The sequence below is a fragment of the Aquimarina besae genome (genome assembly GCF_042434905.1).
Taxonomy (GTDB): domain Bacteria; phylum Bacteroidota; class Bacteroidia; order Flavobacteriales; family Flavobacteriaceae; genus Aquimarina.
This window is the reverse complement of the sequence record NZ_CP170199.1, coordinates 3,755,426-3,772,228: the sequence shown is the minus strand read 5'-3', so window position 1 is coordinate 3,772,228 and position 16,803 is coordinate 3,755,426. Positions and strand designations below refer to the sequence as shown.

20 protein-coding genes are annotated in these 16,803 nt (G+C 34.7%); 11 read left to right on the top strand and 9 right to left on the bottom strand.

What is annotated here, in order from left to right:
* Nucleotides 1-110: 110 nt before the first annotated feature.
* Genes ACE94K_RS16755 through ACE94K_RS16745 form a run of 3 tightly spaced genes read left to right on the top strand, consistent with a single transcriptional unit; the run spans nucleotide 111 to nucleotide 2,371 of the window.
* The gene (locus tag ACE94K_RS16755) at nucleotides 111-1,046 is read left to right on the top strand and encodes a restriction endonuclease (RefSeq protein ID WP_378174914.1); all 936 of its coding nucleotides are present in this window, start codon (nucleotides 111-113) and stop codon (nucleotides 1,044-1,046) included.
* Nucleotides 1,047-1,077: 31 nt separating this feature from the next.
* Nucleotides 1,078-1,674 (top strand): hypothetical protein, encoded by a 597-nt coding sequence (locus tag ACE94K_RS16750; protein ID WP_378174911.1) that lies wholly within the window; start codon nucleotides 1,078-1,080, stop codon nucleotides 1,672-1,674.
* A gap of 13 nt (nucleotides 1,675-1,687) precedes the next feature.
* Complete coding sequence (locus ACE94K_RS16745; protein ID WP_378174909.1) at nucleotides 1,688-2,371, top strand: hypothetical protein; 684 nt, start codon at nucleotides 1,688-1,690, stop codon at nucleotides 2,369-2,371.
* Between the two features lie 526 nt (nucleotides 2,372-2,897).
* Here ACE94K_RS16745 and ACE94K_RS16740 read toward each other — a convergent pair.
* The 3 genes from ACE94K_RS16740 to ACE94K_RS16730 all read right to left on the bottom strand — a co-directional run bounded on the left by ACE94K_RS16740 (nucleotide 2,898) and on the right by ACE94K_RS16730 (nucleotide 5,418).
* A complete protein-coding gene (locus ACE94K_RS16740) occupies nucleotides 2,898-4,559 on the bottom strand; it encodes a hypothetical protein (protein WP_378174906.1) in 1,662 nt (553 codons plus the stop codon).
* 113 nt (nucleotides 4,560-4,672) lie between these two features.
* Entirely contained in the window at nucleotides 4,673-5,044 is a 372-nt protein-coding gene (locus ACE94K_RS16735) for a hypothetical protein (protein ID WP_378174903.1), read from the bottom strand.
* Complete coding sequence (locus tag ACE94K_RS16730; RefSeq protein WP_378174900.1) at nucleotides 5,035-5,418, bottom strand: alkyl hydroperoxide reductase; 384 nt, start codon at nucleotides 5,416-5,418, stop codon at nucleotides 5,035-5,037. Before ACE94K_RS16730 ends, ACE94K_RS16735 begins: the two co-directional genes overlap by 10 nt.
* 265 nt (nucleotides 5,419-5,683) lie before the next feature.
* Between ACE94K_RS16730 and ACE94K_RS16725 the strand changes: the two genes are divergently transcribed.
* Both ACE94K_RS16725 and ACE94K_RS16720 read left to right on the top strand, forming a co-directional pair.
* Entirely contained in the window at nucleotides 5,684-6,595 is a 912-nt protein-coding gene (locus ACE94K_RS16725) for a hypothetical protein (protein ID WP_378174897.1), read from the top strand.
* Between the two features lie 16 nt (nucleotides 6,596-6,611).
* Complete coding sequence (locus tag ACE94K_RS16720; RefSeq protein ID WP_378174894.1) at nucleotides 6,612-6,875, top strand: hypothetical protein; 264 nt, start codon at nucleotides 6,612-6,614, stop codon at nucleotides 6,873-6,875.
* Nucleotides 6,876-7,056: 181 nt separating this feature from the next.
* On the opposite strand, the gene ACE94K_RS16715 is transcribed toward ACE94K_RS16720, so the two are convergent.
* The gene (locus tag ACE94K_RS16715) at nucleotides 7,057-8,037 is read right to left on the bottom strand and encodes an IS110 family transposase (protein ID WP_378174882.1); all 981 of its coding nucleotides are present in this window, start codon (nucleotides 8,035-8,037) and stop codon (nucleotides 7,057-7,059) included.
* 561 nt (nucleotides 8,038-8,598) lie between these two features.
* Here ACE94K_RS16715 and ACE94K_RS16710 point away from each other — a divergent pair.
* Nucleotides 8,599-9,240, top strand: a complete 642-nt coding sequence (locus tag ACE94K_RS16710; protein WP_378174891.1) for an SDR family oxidoreductase — start codon at nucleotides 8,599-8,601, stop codon at nucleotides 9,238-9,240.
* A 65-nt stretch (nucleotides 9,241-9,305) separates the two neighbouring features.
* Here ACE94K_RS16710 and ACE94K_RS16705 read toward each other — a convergent pair whose 3' ends face one another.
* The 3 genes from ACE94K_RS16705 to ACE94K_RS16695 all read right to left on the bottom strand — a co-directional run bounded on the left by ACE94K_RS16705 (nucleotide 9,306) and on the right by ACE94K_RS16695 (nucleotide 11,160).
* Complete coding sequence (locus tag ACE94K_RS16705) at nucleotides 9,306-9,701, bottom strand: hypothetical protein (RefSeq protein WP_378174888.1); 396 nt, start codon at nucleotides 9,699-9,701, stop codon at nucleotides 9,306-9,308.
* A gap of 10 nt (nucleotides 9,702-9,711) precedes the next feature.
* Complete coding sequence (locus ACE94K_RS16700; protein WP_378174885.1) at nucleotides 9,712-10,038, bottom strand: hypothetical protein; 327 nt, start codon at nucleotides 10,036-10,038, stop codon at nucleotides 9,712-9,714.
* 141 nt (nucleotides 10,039-10,179) lie between these two features.
* Nucleotides 10,180-11,160, bottom strand: a complete 981-nt coding sequence (locus tag ACE94K_RS16695; RefSeq protein ID WP_378174882.1) for an IS110 family transposase — start codon at nucleotides 11,158-11,160, stop codon at nucleotides 10,180-10,182.
* A gap of 575 nt (nucleotides 11,161-11,735) precedes the next feature.
* Between ACE94K_RS16695 and ACE94K_RS16690 the strand changes: the two genes are divergently transcribed.
* From ACE94K_RS16690 to ACE94K_RS16670, 5 genes are all read left to right on the top strand, one after another.
* The gene (locus tag ACE94K_RS16690) at nucleotides 11,736-12,065 is read left to right on the top strand and encodes a cytochrome c (protein ID WP_378174879.1); all 330 of its coding nucleotides are present in this window, start codon (nucleotides 11,736-11,738) and stop codon (nucleotides 12,063-12,065) included.
* Between the two features lie 10 nt (nucleotides 12,066-12,075).
* On the top strand, nucleotides 12,076-12,495 hold the full coding sequence (locus tag ACE94K_RS16685; RefSeq protein WP_378174876.1) for a hypothetical protein: 420 nt from the start codon (nucleotides 12,076-12,078) through the stop codon (nucleotides 12,493-12,495).
* A 9-nt stretch (nucleotides 12,496-12,504) separates the two neighbouring features.
* On the top strand, nucleotides 12,505-13,050 hold the full coding sequence (locus ACE94K_RS16680) for a YceI family protein (RefSeq protein ID WP_378174873.1): 546 nt from the start codon (nucleotides 12,505-12,507) through the stop codon (nucleotides 13,048-13,050).
* Between the two features lies 1 nt (nucleotide 13,051).
* Entirely contained in the window at nucleotides 13,052-13,960 is a 909-nt protein-coding gene (locus ACE94K_RS16675) for a DUF5777 family beta-barrel protein (RefSeq protein WP_378174870.1), read from the top strand.
* Between the two features lie 216 nt (nucleotides 13,961-14,176).
* The gene (locus ACE94K_RS16670; protein ID WP_378174867.1) at nucleotides 14,177-14,581 is read left to right on the top strand and encodes a hypothetical protein; all 405 of its coding nucleotides are present in this window, start codon (nucleotides 14,177-14,179) and stop codon (nucleotides 14,579-14,581) included.
* A gap of 165 nt (nucleotides 14,582-14,746) precedes the next feature.
* Here ACE94K_RS16670 and ACE94K_RS16665 read toward each other — a convergent pair whose 3' ends face one another.
* Nucleotides 14,747-15,403 (bottom strand): lysostaphin resistance A-like protein, encoded by a 657-nt coding sequence (locus ACE94K_RS16665; protein WP_378174864.1) that lies wholly within the window; start codon nucleotides 15,401-15,403, stop codon nucleotides 14,747-14,749.
* A gap of 15 nt (nucleotides 15,404-15,418) precedes the next feature.
* Nucleotides 15,419-16,570 (bottom strand): LytTR family transcriptional regulator DNA-binding domain-containing protein, encoded by a 1,152-nt coding sequence (locus tag ACE94K_RS16660; RefSeq protein WP_378174861.1) that lies wholly within the window; start codon nucleotides 16,568-16,570, stop codon nucleotides 15,419-15,421.
* Between the last annotated feature and the right edge of the window lie 233 nt (nucleotides 16,571-16,803).

The following is a 16,803-nucleotide window of genomic DNA, read 5'->3' as shown; positions in this document are numbered from 1 at the left end:
CTTGATGGGGAGGTCTAGCTAATGAAGTATTTTAAATGATAAGTTCAATAAATGTGATTCTAGAGAGTGTTTATACTTTGTGAATCTTTTTAAATATAGTTTTTACGAATATGAGTAAAGCGGATATACCAGATTTTCAGACCTTAATGCTACCAGTATTAAATATTCTTTCTGATGGTTCAATTAAGACAAAGAATGAGTTAATCAAAATACTGGCTGATCAATATAAACTTAGCGAAGAAGACTTAAAAATTAAAATTCCTACTGGCACTATGGGATTGTTTCGTAATAGGTTAGGGTGGACTAAGAGCTATTTGAAGAATGCAGGCTTGATTCACTATCCCAGTCGTGGGTCTTATCAAATTACCGATGAGGGAAGAATATTTTTACAATCTAACCCTAAAGATTTACGCTTAAAACAATTAAAGAAAATGCCTAAATATAAAGAATGGGCAGGAACTTTTAATACGGATACTGAGAATAAAAATACCATTGTATACTCAAAAGAAAGAACAGAACAAACCCCTGACGAGATTTTAAAAGAAACAGTTGAGGAGCTCAATAGGCAGTTGGCAATTGATCTACTTGATAAATTAAAGGAAAATTCTGCTAGTTATTTTGAGGGTTTTGTAGTTGAACTATTACAGAAAATGGGGTATGGAGAACTTAGAGAAGAAGCCATTCAGGTTACAGGCCAATCAGGTGATAATGGTATTGATGGTATAATTCATCAGGATCGATTGGGTTTAGAAAGCGTTTATGTCCAGGCAAAACGTTTTACTACTGGTACAGTAGGTTCGCCTGACATTAGAAATTTTATTGGATCCTTGGCATTACAGGGAGTGACCAAAGGTGTTTTTTTGACTACTTCAAGATTTTCAAGCAGTGCAATTCAAACAGCAAACGATAGTAAACAGCAAAAAATAAAACTCATTGATGGTAAGGAATTGGCTCAATTAGCAATTGAACATAACCTAGGAGTGCAAATCGCAGATACAATCTTAATTAAAAAAATCGATCAGGATTATTTGGATGAGCTTAGTTAAACTTTATAAACTATTTCTGAATTAAATACTTATGCTTAATGAAACTTATATTTCCAACAGCAATAATTCTTTGAGGATAAAACCAAAAATCAAATTAAAGGATTTAGTGAGTGGTGCCTACCAAAATAGTTTTACAGAACTTAATAAAAAAGCTGGTGTCTACATATTCTGGTGGACTGGAGATCAAAATTTTCTAAAAAGTGAGCTTTTAAAAGCTCAATACAAATTGAAAGGTCCACACATTAAGAATTCAGAAAATAATCATATAGATATAAATTTTACCAGAGAATGGATAAATTCTGCCACTCATAATGATAATCTTTGTTTGTATGTAGGTAAGAGTACTAATATAAGGCAAAGAGTTTTAGGGCATATAAAATATACTAACAAAAACATTTGGGGAGATAATAATGGGCCAAATTTTGGTAGAAAACCTAATACTGTCAGTCAACTTAGAATTGGAATCGAGAGAGTATTTGGAAGAACGATGATAGAAGAAATATTAAAAAGTGTCTCTTTATCTTGGATCGAGTTAGAAGGAATAGAGAATGTTATCAACCGATTTTATTTAGAAAATAAATTAATAGGCGATTTATATCCCTTATTTAATATTGACGCTGAAAGATAAACTATTTAAAATTATGTCTAGACTATTAACATATTGTATTCCCGTAGACGATGGTGCAGCACCCAATCCTTTTTTTGGGATATGTACCCTGGCAATTTGTAAACCAAGAATTCGATCTGTTGCTCAGATAGGGGATTGGGTCGTAGGCTTAGGATCGAAAAAGGTGAAAGATAGCAAAGGAGAAAGCTACGAGGGTAAAATAGTGTATGCTATGAAAGTTACAGACATAAAAACCTTAGAAGAATACGATGAATATTGTAAAACCTATCTACCCGAAAAGATACCTAACATAACACATTCGGATTTTAGAAGAAGATTAGGGGATTGTATTTACGATTATAGTAATGGAGGGTTTTTGCAAAGAGCAGGAGTTCATAATAAGAATAATATCCAAACAGATTTGGGAGGTAAAAATGTTTTGTTATCTACGCATTTCTATTATTTTGGAAACCAGGCGATACCTCTTCATCCAGATTTAGAAAAGATAATTCATCAAGGACCAGGGCATAAATCTAATGCTAATAATCCATATGTAAAGGGTTTTATTGATTGGATTGAAACTGTTGATAAATCTGCAATGTTAAATGCAAACCCACAGTTAGAAATAGATTTCCGTGATCATAATTGTGTTTCTAAATGTGCAGTAACCCGAGAAGAAGAGGGTAAGGCGGATAAAGAATGTAAACCTATTTGCTAACCATGCTTAACCTTTACCCATTATGTAAAAATCCAGCGATATCTAAATAAGTAATATAGTTACAGACCCCGATCATACAATTATGAATGGAACGATTATAATAATTTTAGTCTCGTTAATAGTAGGTTATGTTATTTTTGATGTGATCAAATTTTATATAGATCAAAGAGTTTGTCCTAAATGCCGAGAAAATTTCTAATGAAAGTTGTGTAATCCGATGTGTGGCAAACCAAGAAGAAAAGGGTAAAGTTAATACAAACTGTGAGGTTTTATTAAATTCATTACAGCTAATCTGATTTCAAATTAGCTGTAACTAACATAACATTCAATCCTCTAAAAAAACAACTTTTGTAATGACCATTTCGTGATCTTCGTATTTGTTAAGATGTTTCCGTTTTGCATCACGCGCATCATCTTTACTTGTGAAGTACGCGCTGTAATCACCTTCTAAACAAGTCAGTTTAAAGGGCTTGCTTCGTGCTCTTTCTATTCTTTGTTTTACATTCATAAGTGAAAAATTTGATAATTAATTTTTAAATGATATTGGCAGTACTAAACGTAGTCCAATTGTGTTTCTTTCTGTAAAATTAGAGTCTGCTTCGATGCTATTTCCTATATCGTTAAAAGCATAAAATAGTTCCGCACTGACCAAAGTATTGGGTTTGTCTTTGTCCTTATATGAAAGAACCAGTCCTAGCTCTGTATTAAATACAGGTTTTTGATCCTCTAATAACTGAACATTAGGGTAAAGATGTATAGCAGCATAATTTCCTGAAAACAAAAAGTAATAAGCATCAGTATAAATTCGCATTCCAGAGATATCATCTTTATAATCCCCGATAAACACATTGGTTTCGTTTCGAGTGGTTCTAGTTATGTTGCCTTGTGACTCGATGGTATTCGTATCTTCCAAAACACGCGGTGACAATCTCTGTAAGTTATCGCCATAAGTAATGGAAGTTCCTAAATTAATTAAGTAAGATCGCCAACGATCTAATTCATTACGTTTGTGCCAGGAATGCTGTAAGGTAAGTTCGTAGTTTGCTCCTTCCTGTTCATCCAGCTGTTCTATAAATGGTAGACTTGCATCATAAAGAATAAAACTATTAAAAGTTGCACGCGCGCCAATTGAGAACCAATTAAAAACAGCTCCATATGTATCAAACCCCTTTCTATAATGTTCCTTTAAGTCTTTTGCTTTCTTAGATTGTCTTAGTGAGATTAATAAGCTCTTTTGTTCTTTTAGATCATTGATTTCTTTATCAATCTCGGCGATTGATTTTTTCAATTTTTCTATTTCCGATTGATAGACGTTGATGGTAGATTCTAAAGTAATGGATTTACTTTCTTCCTTTAATTCTTGTTTTTTCTTTTCCAAGAATTCTTTTTTCATTAATGTTTGTTTCACTTCCCTATCATTTGTAAGATAGATATATTGCTGTTTACAGGTTTCAGTGAAACAATTTTCGAGAGCCGCTAGGGCTTTCATTTTTTTGTTCGTGTAAGTTGCCTTTCCCTTCAGATAATCATTTGCATCCTGTAGTCTTCTATCAATTACTTCTATTTGATCCTCTATAGCTTCTTTTTTCAAAAGGGTAGCGGGATTCTTCATAAGAAAAGTTTGCTTTATTTCGATTTCAGCTTTTTTTTCTTTCAATTTGTTTCTTTTACTGATTAAGGGTTTTAAGTTTTCTTCTTTTTCAATGGCTGTTATCTCTTTATTAGCTTCATCTTTGATTTTTTTTGTTTGGAGTCGGTAGGATTCCCACTGATCAACATCTACGATCAGTTTTACTTTTTTTGAGGGATCAATAAAATGATATTGAGCACCAACAGTAATGTTATAATTGAGCTTGTTGTTATTTACAAAACGTAAAGTCCCATCACTCGTACCTCCACTTACATTAAAACCAAAAGCACTTTTTTCTCTTATAAATGAAGTAGCAAACGATGCTTTACTAGAAGTTATGTCAACGCTAGCATAATTTCCTATATAATTATTGGGGATATCAGACAAAGCAGAGGTGAATTCTTTGTTAAAAAGAATTCTACGCTCAATATTAGTCAACGTTTCGCTTACTGTGGATCCCTTTTCTTTATTATTTTGGCTATAACCAAATTGAGGATTAAAAAGGATGATAATAATGATAGATGCTACAGCGTTATGTGATATTTTAAAAGGAATCATTTTCAGAGTGTTTTAATACACTTCGAAATAACTAAATTGTATCACTCTAAAACATACCCAACACCGGGTATTTTCAGAATATACATTGATAAAAGAAATCAAAATTTAGGGTTTTATTCCCTCACCCACCAAGCCCACCAAATCAACACGGGATGAATGATGATGAGTCTTAACCAAGCTACCCAAGTGGGGACGCATAAACCGTCTTGTACACAACTACCTATGGTGATAAAATATACGTGAGAAGGTATAAAGGCGATTAATAATAGGATGCTGAGGTATGCAGATACTTTTCTGGTGGTCGTAAAGAGAAGTCCGATACTCAAAAGGATTTCTGCTAATCCGCTGATCACATTAATAACTTCAGGAAACCCCAAATACGTTGGTATCAGTGGGAGATAGAAGTCTGGATGTACAAAATGATTAATCCCGGCAACCAAAAAGAAAGCAGAAAGCAAGTATAACAAAAGTCGTTTTAGATCCATTGTATCTTTTTCTCTTGATACGCTTTTTTCAGAATTAAAAAGAAAGGAATCCACCAAATAAAGTCATTGGTAATCAGGGTGTAGATAAACTCGAAAGGGACTTTTTCTTGTAGATAGTTCATAAAAAAACCTAAGGGCCCAAAGATTTTACCTAAAAACCCCACCATAACAATGGGCCAATGGGTAGTTGGGTCTTGCGCTGCCCACCAATATCCTAAGCCATACACACCAATAACCATCCCCATACCTTGCCAAATCATCGTATGTGTAGGAAGTTCCATACCTACTAATTCAAAAAAGTGATTCGGGAATATCACTACCCAGGCGCCCCAGATCAAGTTGTAAATAGCGGCTAGCCGTAATACTGTAGACATTTGTTTATGGTTCATATATCATTATTATAAAATGTGTAAAAACAAGGTATGCAAAATCCATTGGCTGTGGCATTGATCAAATTATAAATTTTATATAAAATAGTTGCGAGCATTTTAAAACGATATGTTCTATTGGTTTGCTTATAGGTGTTTAAGAAGTCTGATGTAGTGTAATTTTGTATTTTTGAAGCACGTATAAACAATCCCTATCCTTAAAAAAGTATATAGGAATGAGATACTAAACGTATGATTAGCCCCAATATATATGAAACAAAAACTTCTGATTATTCCTTTTCTATTCCTTTTCATTACAGGTACACCTTATGCCCAAATCAATCCCTACCAATTTGATCAAGTGCTGGCATCTATAGAAACTGTAGAAGACATTCCGCCATTTTTATCCATTGGTGATTTATGGTTGTTACGAAATTATATGTTCGCTGTAAAGAAATATAAGTTTAAAAACGATGGTTTGGCGGAGTTTTATGCAATGCATTATGATGTCGTTGGGGTATATGATAACGTGTCTGATCGTTTTACCGATAGAGAAATCAAGATTATTAATGAACTGAGAAGGCGAGAACAGGTTTTACGAAAAGAGAAAACCTATGATGTTATTGTAGATCAGAAATTTGTTTTGGTAGACGGGAAACTGATAACCAATGATACTATAGCGCACGATATCAATAATAAAAGAGCACGTTATCTAGATACAAGGCAATTAGATTCTGATCTATACAGTATACAAATCGAATCTGATTATAGAATTGACACCAGCGGTTGCTGCGGAGAAATCGGAGTTACTAATGAAGTAATCAAACAATTCTTTTTTCATACATCTTCTAGTAAATTGATAGAAGTTCCGAATCATATCACTATGGGTAAAACCATTGATAAAATTATAAATCAGCAATATATTTTTGTGTTAAATGATATTTTTTCGGGAGCACATGATTTGGAGATTTATGATTATAAAACTTTTACGTTATTAAAAAGTCTGAAACAAATCGAAAGTATAACTTATATAGATTCAGAATATGTAGAAATCTGGTGTTTTACGGACCAAGAGGTTGCATATCCTTATAAGTATAGAAGACAATATGAGTTTAGAGATGGAACTTTAAAAGATACCGGGATCGAAGAAAAAGTAGATGCCCAATGGTATTTTGCGGGATAGTTAACTATAAATTTTTATGATCGGAACCAGTCTGGTATTTATTGTTTTAGTAGTATTAGTCATTTATGCCATATTTGATTGGCAGCGTCTATCCAGAGATCTTTACAGTTGTCCCAAATGCAAGGCCAATGGGCAGGATATTCAAAAAATAGGCGATGAAGGAGCAGGCGAGAATATTCGAAATCGTCATATTTTTTATTCAAGAAAGTTATATAGCTGTAAAAAATGTAAATATACCTGGACATTAAGTACCTCTTTTCACAAGAAAAGAAATAATTGAATAAATAAGTTTTCTAAACAAACGAAACATCGAAGTACTCTCGAACCCTGAGCAGCCTGAGGCTCTCGAAGGGTGAATATTTCGGTCTTCGGCTACGCTGAGACCTCGGCAACTGAGTGTGCCGAAGTACAGACCTCGGATGATGATCGAACCCAGAGCATTCTAAGACAAAAGCAAATTTTTATGCTACCAATTTTACAAAAGGCTCATTTCTTTTGGCTACTGCAAAAATTCTAAGTACTAATTTGTTTGCTACTGCATTTTTCACACTCATATGATGTTTGCCTTCAGCAATCTTTCTTTTGTAATATGCTTTGATCTGTGGATCGTGTTGTATTGCACTAATGGCTCCTTTAGTCAACATTGCTTTTAATGATTTATCTCTTAAAAAATGGGTTTTGGTTTTCCCTCTTATACTGCTTCCTGACTTATAAGGAAAAGGCGCAAGACCACAGTGACAGCTGAACTTTCTAGCGTTTTGAAACTTGATAAAGTTTTCTGTTTCCACGATACACTTCATAGCAATTATCGGACCCACACCAGTTATCCTTGTAATCTTTCTATAGCTATCCTTTAGGCTTTTATCCTGATTGATCAATTTCAGCATCTCAGCTTCAATCTTTTTGATACTTTTCTCAATAGACTTATACTGCTTTTTCTCTTCCCTGATTAGCATTCTTACATCAACCGACTCGTTCAATATCGTATTGGCCTTCAGACTGTTTTGAATCTGTACGGATATCTTTACATAACGCTCTCTAGCTGTCATAAGGGCTTTTAGTTTGCTTAGGTTTTCGGTAGGTAGATTAAAAGGAGTCAACTTGTGTTTGTTGGTGACAGCATATTCAGCAATACGATAGGCATCCTTTGAATCACTTTTGCCTCTTTGAATACCTAATGATTTTTTCAATTCCAAGGGATTGATCAAATAAAAAGTAAACCCTAGCTCGCTTAAACAATGGACTAAGATCGAACCATAATGCCCTGTATGTTCCAGAGTAAAAATGACTTGATGTTTTTCAAATTGACTGAGCCACTTTATAATACTTTTCCGTTCATTGCTTAAAACACCTTTGTCTTTGATCTGCACATCACAAGCCACTAGTATACAAAAATCTAAAGTATCTTTAGAGATATCGATCCCTACAATAAGTTTTTTCATAACTTTGATTTAGCTATTAAAAACCTGAAAAGCCAAAAGGTCTGTGTACTAACGCTATTAATAAGTCTTAAGCTTAACATTCTAAATGGTACCAAAACCTAAGAAGGGAAAGGACTAATGCTCAGGATAGATCTCGAAGTCTAAGAGTCGAAATAGTTCACCTTTTCCTTCTGGTTTTTCAGAAATTTAATACGATTAAACTTCCTATAAATATAGAATACTAAACTAATAGCGAAGTCGAAGGGTGAGACTTCGAGAGCCTCAGTCTCCCCAATAGTATTAACCCTAAGTAATAAAATGCTAGCGGTCGTTGAGGCTCTCGAAACGAAAGCGGACTTCAGACTTCGAGAGCCTCAGTCTCCAAATTAGTTCCGAAGGGTGAGGTTCTCGAACCCTAATTAACCAAATGCTAGCGGTCGTTGAGGTACTCGAAACGAAAGCGACTCCTATGCCTTTGGCTTGATTCAATATGAACCAGGCTGAGCGGTAATACAACCGTTAATTCCCCGTTAAACAGCTGTATTTTCTTGGTTTTTTTACAAAGGAAGGCTATTTTAAAATATGGAAAAAATATTAGTAGTCGGTGCAACAGGCACCACAGGAAATAAAGTCATTAATGAGTTACAAAACAATAAAAATTACGAGCCTATCGCGATGGTACGCAAACCGGATCAGCAAGCTCAGTTCGAGCAAAAAGGTGTAAAAACCATTCTGGGAGATCTAACGCAAGACGTTACGCACGTTACGGAAGGAGTGAATAAAGTAATTTTTGCAGCAGGTTCTAAAGGGAAAGCTTTGGACGCCGTAGATCGTAAAGGAGCTATGAAAATTGTAGATGCTTCTAAACGTCATAAGGTACAAAAGTTTGTGATGCTAAGTTCTATAGGAGCAGATCAACCCCAGCAATCTAATGAGCTACAGGAGTATTTACAAGCAAAAAAAGATGCTGATGAATATTTGGGAAATAGCGGATTGGATTTTACCATTGTAAGACCAGGTGCATTGAACAATGATACTCCCACCGGAAAAATCACCATAAGCAAAAGCTTAACTCAAAAAGAGGGATCGATTCCGAGAGGAGATGTTGCCAAAGTATTGGTGCATAGCCTTAAAGATAGTGTCGCCAATAGAGAGGTTTTTGAAATTTTAAATGGCGAGCAGCAAATAGAAGAAGCTGTGATGACCATACCTGGTGTCAGCTAAATTTTTAACCCTACATAACTAATTGAAAAAAAATCGAATCCTGTGAGTTTATCTTACAGGATTTGTTATTTACCTATTTCGGTACTGACAACAGAGATACGCTTTTTGTCGAGTGCTATCCCACAAAAGAAAATAGCGCCTAGAAAATATAAAAATACATCCATCCAATCGGCAGTATATCTGATCGTATGTTTAGGCAAATACCACTCAAAATAGAGAGCGTATCCAAGGGTTACGATCATGATTAGTGGAAAAGGCAAGGTGATACAAGGATCACTTTTTAGTTTCCTTACTGTAAATTGACAAATATGTAATATGATTGGCATACATAAAAAATCGTTGACATAATTTTCAATGATTGCAGGCAAGTGTATTTCTAATTGCTGAAGCGTATAAATGGTAATCGCTACCAGGCTAATGATAGGGAAATAATAAGTGTATAAAAAGGCAGTTGGTTTCATTTGTTAATTTTTATGCAGCTACATATCCGATCACAAATGCCAGAAAAGATCCAATTGCCAGAACAACAATCCATATAGAGTAAAAAAATTGAGCCGTATAACGAATAACCACATTTTCGTGTTCTTTGGCATTTTCAAAAAACAGTGTAATCTTATTCGGTTTTTTAGCTTTGGCTGCATTTTGTTTTTTAGCTAACCGTTGAGCTCTTTCTTGCGTTCGTCGTAAGGAGGTGTTAATTAATGTTCCGCATTCTTTGCAATAATCCTGATTTAAATTTAACGTTCCGCAGTTTGGACATTTTCTGTAAATATCACTCATAGTTGATGTTTCTTTCATAGCTACTTAAAGAAACCAAATTTCGATTACATATAGCGTTATATTAACTTCTTTTAAAGAATTACTTAATATTTTTTCTTAAAATTTCGGTGGTTTTTATCAGTAATCGAACCCTGAGCATTCTAAGACAAAAGCAAATTTTTATGCTACCAATTTTACAAAAGGCTCATTTCTTTTGGCTACTGCAAAAATTCTAAGTACTAATTTGTTTGCTACTGCATTTTTCACACTCATATGATGTTTGCCTTCAGCAATCTTTCTTTTGTAATATGCTTTGATCTGTGGATCGTGTTGTATTGCACTAATGGCTCCTTTAGTCAACATTGCTTTTAATGATTTATCTCTTAAAAAATGGGTTTTGGTTTTCCCTCTTATACTGCTTCCTGACTTATAAGGAAAAGGCGCAAGACCACAGTGACAGCTGAACTTTCTAGCGTTTTGAAACTTGATAAAGTTTTCTGTTTCCACGATACACTTCATAGCAATTATCGGACCCACACCAGTTATCCTTGTAATCTTTCTATAGCTATCCTTTAGGCTTTTATCCTGATTGATCAATTTCAGCATCTCAGCTTCAATCTTTTTGATACTTTTCTCAATAGACTTATACTGCTTTTTCTCTTCCCTGATTAGCATTCTTACATCAACCGACTCGTTCAATATCGTATTGGCCTTCAGACTGTTTTGAATCTGTACGGATATCTTTACATAACGCTCTCTAGCTGTCATAAGGGCTTTTAGTTTGCTTAGGTTTTCGGTAGGTAGATTAAAAGGAGTCAACTTGTGTTTGTTGGTGACAGCATATTCAGCAATACGATAGGCATCCTTTGAATCACTTTTGCCTCTTTGAATACCTAATGATTTTTTCAATTCCAAGGGATTGATCAAATAAAAAGTAAACCCTAGCTCGCTTAAACAATGGACTAAGATCGAACCATAATGCCCTGTATGTTCCAGAGTAAAAATGACTTGATGTTTTTCAAATTGACTGAGCCACTTTATAATACTTTTCCGTTCATTGCTTAAAACACCTTTGTCTTTGATCTGCACATCACAAGCCACTAGTATACAAAAATCTAAAGTATCTTTAGAGATATCGATCCCTACAATAAGTTTTTTCATAACTTTGATTTAGCTATTAAAAACCTGAAAAGCCAAAAGGTCTGTGTACTAACGCTATTAATAAGTCTTAAGCTTAACATTCTAAATGGTACCAAAACCTAAGAAGGGAAAGGACTAATGCTCAGGATAGATCTCGAAGTCTAAGAGTCGAAATAGTTCACCTTTTCCTTCTGGTTTTTCAGAAATTTAATACGATTAAACTTCCTATAAATATAGAATACTAAACTAATAGCCTGGTCGAAGTACAGACCTCGAATGATGATCGAACCCTGAGGTGAGACTTCGAGAACCTCAGTCTCCAGATCTAAACCGAAGGGTAAATACATCGCTCTTCAGTAAACTTAGAATATCAACCAACGCTTCAAAACCATTCTCATAGTTCCACATTGGCAATTCCTAATTCCTAATTCATAACTCGTAATTCATCATTAGCTACCACGATTCTAAAACGAGCGAATCATTCAACCGAAAGTATTCCTTTTGACCCCGTATTTTTTCCTCTTCACGCACATTACTTTGATATAAGCGCCTGTATTGACGGTACTTTGTCTCAGAAATCAAACACAAAACGAATTATGAAAAAGTCAATTGGAATTATATTCGGATGTTGCTTACTAATGGCTTGCGAAACTAATGTGGAGGAAGAAACTCAACCGGTTGTTGCCATCTGTGATACGACCATCTCATTTGCCCAACAGGTACAGCCAATCATCAATACAAACTGTATCAGTTGTCACGGCGGAAGTCAGTTTCCGGATTTAAGAACCTATGAAGGAGTTAGCAACAATGCTGCCCGTGTTTCTGGTCAGGTTGTAAGCAGAAGGATGCCTCTGGGTGGATCGCTTACCGAAAATGAAATTGAAACAATCCGATGCTGGATCGAAAGCGGTGCACTCAATAATTAATTCGATAGCCATGAATACAAAAAGTAAGAAAATAGGGGTCCTGTTACTTGTGCTAATCGCAGTAATCATCGTAGGTTTTACAATGTATAACAAACCGCATCTGGATGTAGCAGCTTCAAAAGCTGATGTGGTGATCACAGCGGGAGAATTGGTAAAACATTTTGAAGAGGATGAAACGGCAGCTAATAAGAAGTTTCTGGATCAACTGATCCAAATAAAAGGAAAAGTGAAAAACCTTTCTTATGAAAAGGGAAAACCTGTAATCACGTTAGAAGCTAAGGGGAATATGGGTGATGTAATGTGTCATTTACCGCCACAAGAACCCTTAGACTTAACCATCAAAATAGGAAGCTCAATAACTGTAAAAGGTATTTGCACCGGATATCTATTGGACGTGGTGATGGTAAAATGCGTAATAACAAATCAATAAATAATAACTATGAAAACTTTAAGAAACACGCTATTTCTATTACTGATAAGCTCTGCAATGATGGCGCAGGAAAAATTTATTACAAAATCGGGATATACCTCTTTTTATTCCAAAGCACCGCTAGAAGATATTCAGGCCGATAACAATCAGGTACTTAGTATTATGGATACATCTACCGGAGCCATTGCTATTTCCATACTTATGAAATCCTTTTTGTTTGAGAAGTCATTGATGCAGGAGCATTTTAACGAAAACTATGTGGAGTCAGACAAATATCCAAAAGCAACTTTTAAAGGAAATGTTTTGGGATTCGAAAATGTGGGGACTGAAAAAAGTAAGGTTTCGGTCATCGGAAATATTACCATCCACGGAGTGACAAAACCACTTACTATGGAAGCTACTATGCAGCAAAAAGACAGCGCTATTTTGTTAGAAGGAAGTTTCCCGCTCACTATCGCTGATTTTAATATAGAAATTCCCGATTTGGTCATTAATAATATCGCCAAAGAGGTGAAGGTTTCTTTTGAATACAATCACCAACCTTATAATAAATAATATGAAGAATATCGTAACCATATGTTGCTTACTCTTAACGGGTGCTTTTTGTAATGCACAGGATGATCTGATGGATATTCTGGATGCGGAAACCGAACAAAAGAAAGAATATGTAACATCCACTTTTAAAGGTACCCGAATCTTAAATGGGCATTCCATCGAAAACCGTAAAAAAGGAACCTTAGAGTTTCTGATATCACATCGTTTTGGAAGGATCAATTCTGGTTTAGAAGAATTATACGGATTAGATCAGTCCAATATTCGTATCGCGCTTGAATATGGGATCACTGATAATTTAATGACAGGGTTCGGACGTAGCAGTTTTGATAAAACCTATGATGGTTTTATTAAATACAAAATGTTGAAACAAGCACAAGGTAGTGGTGCTTTTCCGGTGTCGGTATCCTTGTTTGGAAGTGTGGCATACAGAACTTTAGAAGATTTTGCACCGGATAACGAACCAACATTTAGCCAAAAGCTGACCTATACAACACAGGTTTTGATTGCCCGAAAGTTTAGCCCATCGTTTTCACTGCAATTGACTCCGACGTATGTGCACCGCAATTCTGTAAAAATTGATTCAGATCCACACGGTATTTTTGCAATGGGTGTAGGAGGCAGGCTTAAACTCAATAAGCGATTCGCGGTTAATGGGGAGTATTATTACACAATAAACCCGCTGCAATCTCTGGATACAACCAATTCTCTTGCGTTAGGATTGGAAATAGAGACAGGAGGACACGTGTTTCAGATCATACTCTCTAATGCGATCACGATGATCGAGAAAAGTTTTATAACAGAAAGTACTGATCAGTTCTTTGAAGGAGATATTCACCTTGGATTTAATATCTCCAGAGCGTTTCAAATCGGAAATAAAAAGAAAAGAAAACACAAAGAGTTAAAAGAATAATAATTGGTGGTTAGTTTGGGCTGCTGTGGAGCTAAGATGATGTATTGTATGTTAATTAGAGATAGTTATACACAGCAGCCTTTTTTGTACCTCTTATTTTGAATAGCCATACTAGTGAAATTTGTAAGGTCTACTGCACCTGCTTATGTCCTCAGGCTTAAGGATCCCACTACAGCAGTGGGGTCTAGAGGCCTGTAATTTTTAAAATTTCAGAAAATGCATATCAAACAATTTAAAGTTAGCGGATCAATGGTAGATGATCATATGGTTTTACGAGAGGATGCCTACTATGAATATCTGAATTCAACATTATTGTCTTTATTATTTCATAAAGGATATACTCATAAAAGATTGGAGACCATAGGTGCCGACCTCACCCAACATAATCGATCTATAGATACTTATAAACCGTTGTGGTTTACTAATGAGTTTATGAGCTATTTAGAAATCAACCCTTCTTTGGACTACGAAAACTTCGTTCAGTTAAAATGTCGTTTTTTTACATGCGACAATGAGTTGTGTGCTGTAGTTACTTGTATGATGCAAAGTAATCCGGAAATAAACATGGATTACCTCATGTTACACCAATCTGTTCGACCGGTTTCCTACATTACGGTATAGATGGATCTGCTATAGATTCATATTTAATAATTGGATTCATGAAAAAGTGTTAATTAGAGTTTTCTTCGTGATTTTAAATACTAAATTCAAGATTCTAAACCTATTCTTGATGCTCTTCTCACAATGTAGGAGTACTTGAATTAGAATAACTGAATATACAACAGGTTAAACAATATAACTAGTTAAATTCCAAAATATATGAAAAGTTATAGATGGAACTATGGATTTTGATTTATAATACAATATTCCAGATACTATTCCTCCAAACAGGGCAATATAAGATTTATGGAAGCTAAAATTCATAAAATTATAAAATAAAGAAATGAAAGGAATATGAATAAAAGCAAATAACAGCGAAGCGAAGATTATTGATTTGTAGGGTTTGTAATTTTCAGATAATCCTCCTTGAATATATTTTCGAAAAAAAAGTTCTTCTATGATAGGTACAACCAGAATAGAAGCTATTGCAGTAAAAGAAGCCAAGTTGTCAAGCGTTAATTTACAATTAAAAAAAGTAGTTGAAATTTTGCCATAATAAAGTAAATTCAGCGGACGCTGAAAAAAAACAAATCCGATTCCCAACAAAATTGAAAAAATGTAGCATTTATTTTCGGTTTTATTGAAAATTAGTACATCGGAACGTTTAGTAAATTTAAAAAATAGTATTATAACTATTAATGCTATAATTGTATTGACCAGGTGTGAAGCTTCGAAAACATTAAGATATTGTTCTTCTTCCGGGATTAAGAAAATCCATAAACCAATTACTTCCGTACAAATAAGATAAATGATGGTAAGTAATATTGATTTAGGTAATTTCATTTTTGATGCAACAACTTACAAATTCAACCACTGCTTAAATTCTGCTGCTCTGTTTTTACTGATAATAATATCTACTTCAGAATTTGGGTTTACCAGGATTTTAAGCTGATTATTCCCGTATTTGATAATTTTTTCGATGGCAGAAACTGCTATAATAAACTGTCTGTTCGCCCTATAAAAATAAGTACTGTCCAAGGTAGAGAACAGTTCATCCAAGCTGCTATTTGAAGTAGAACGCTTTCCGTCAATACAAACCACATAGGTAATCGTGTTCTCAGTATAGATATAGGCAATATCATCAATATTTATGGGTAATAGCTCATCCCGTTTATAGGTAAGGATTCGCTTTTTACTCTTATCGTCCTTATCATCTTTTGGCTCCTTGTCGTTTTTGTCATCTGCTACCGTTTCTTCCTTTTGTGGACGTTCTTCATTAACTTTTTGCTGGTACATATTTACAGCACGGTTTAATTTGGAGAGATTCACGACTTCTTCTTCCAGTTTTTGGTTTTGCAATTCCAATTTCTTTTCATACAACCCTCCGATCAGACGAACACAAAGGATAAAAGAAAGGATAATGATAAATCCCATAATTGTAAAAAGAATAAAAAACCGCTTGCGTAGCTGTTCTACCTGAGATGATATTTTACTCATGTTGGCGTGTGCCGCCACAATCCAATCCGAATTTTTAACGGGGTGTAGGTATAATATTTCTGAGGCCTGATCCGAATTTTCGAAATCACGAACTCCGCCAATTTCTTTTTTACTTTGTAACAGATCGTAAAAATCTTCAGAAGTCAACTCGTCGTTTACGCTACTAATAAAGGATTGATTTGGGGATACCTGTTGCCCTATACGTTTTTTATCAGGATGACAAATTTCTTTACCCGACCAATCAAATACACTAATAAACCCAGTCTCTACATTTGTATTCTCAATACTATTCTGAATATTTTGAATCACCACATTTTTGTCAATTCCGCCTTCTAATTGATAATTTACCAGGTTGGCAATTTCTTTGGCTTCGCGTTTACTGGATTCTAGTTGGGTTTCTAAAAGTTGATTTGCACTTACCTCAATAAAATACTGCACCGCAATACTGGCTATTAAAACAAAAATTCCTGTGATGGCCAGGAATGTAAAAAAATACAATCGATCCTTTCTCATAGCGTGATGAAATCTGTGTGATGCTACAGTAAAATTTTTGCCTAAGATAAGAATTGAAAATAGATTAAGAATAAAAGTGAGACAAATGCTGCGAAGAAAGGTATTATTAAAAAAAGTCACCAGCATCCGAAACTTTTTATTTTCTGCTGATTCTTTGTCATACTGAGCTTGTCGAACTTTATAAACTCTTTATTTTAAAAGGATTTCGACAGGCTCAATCTGACAATAGGGAT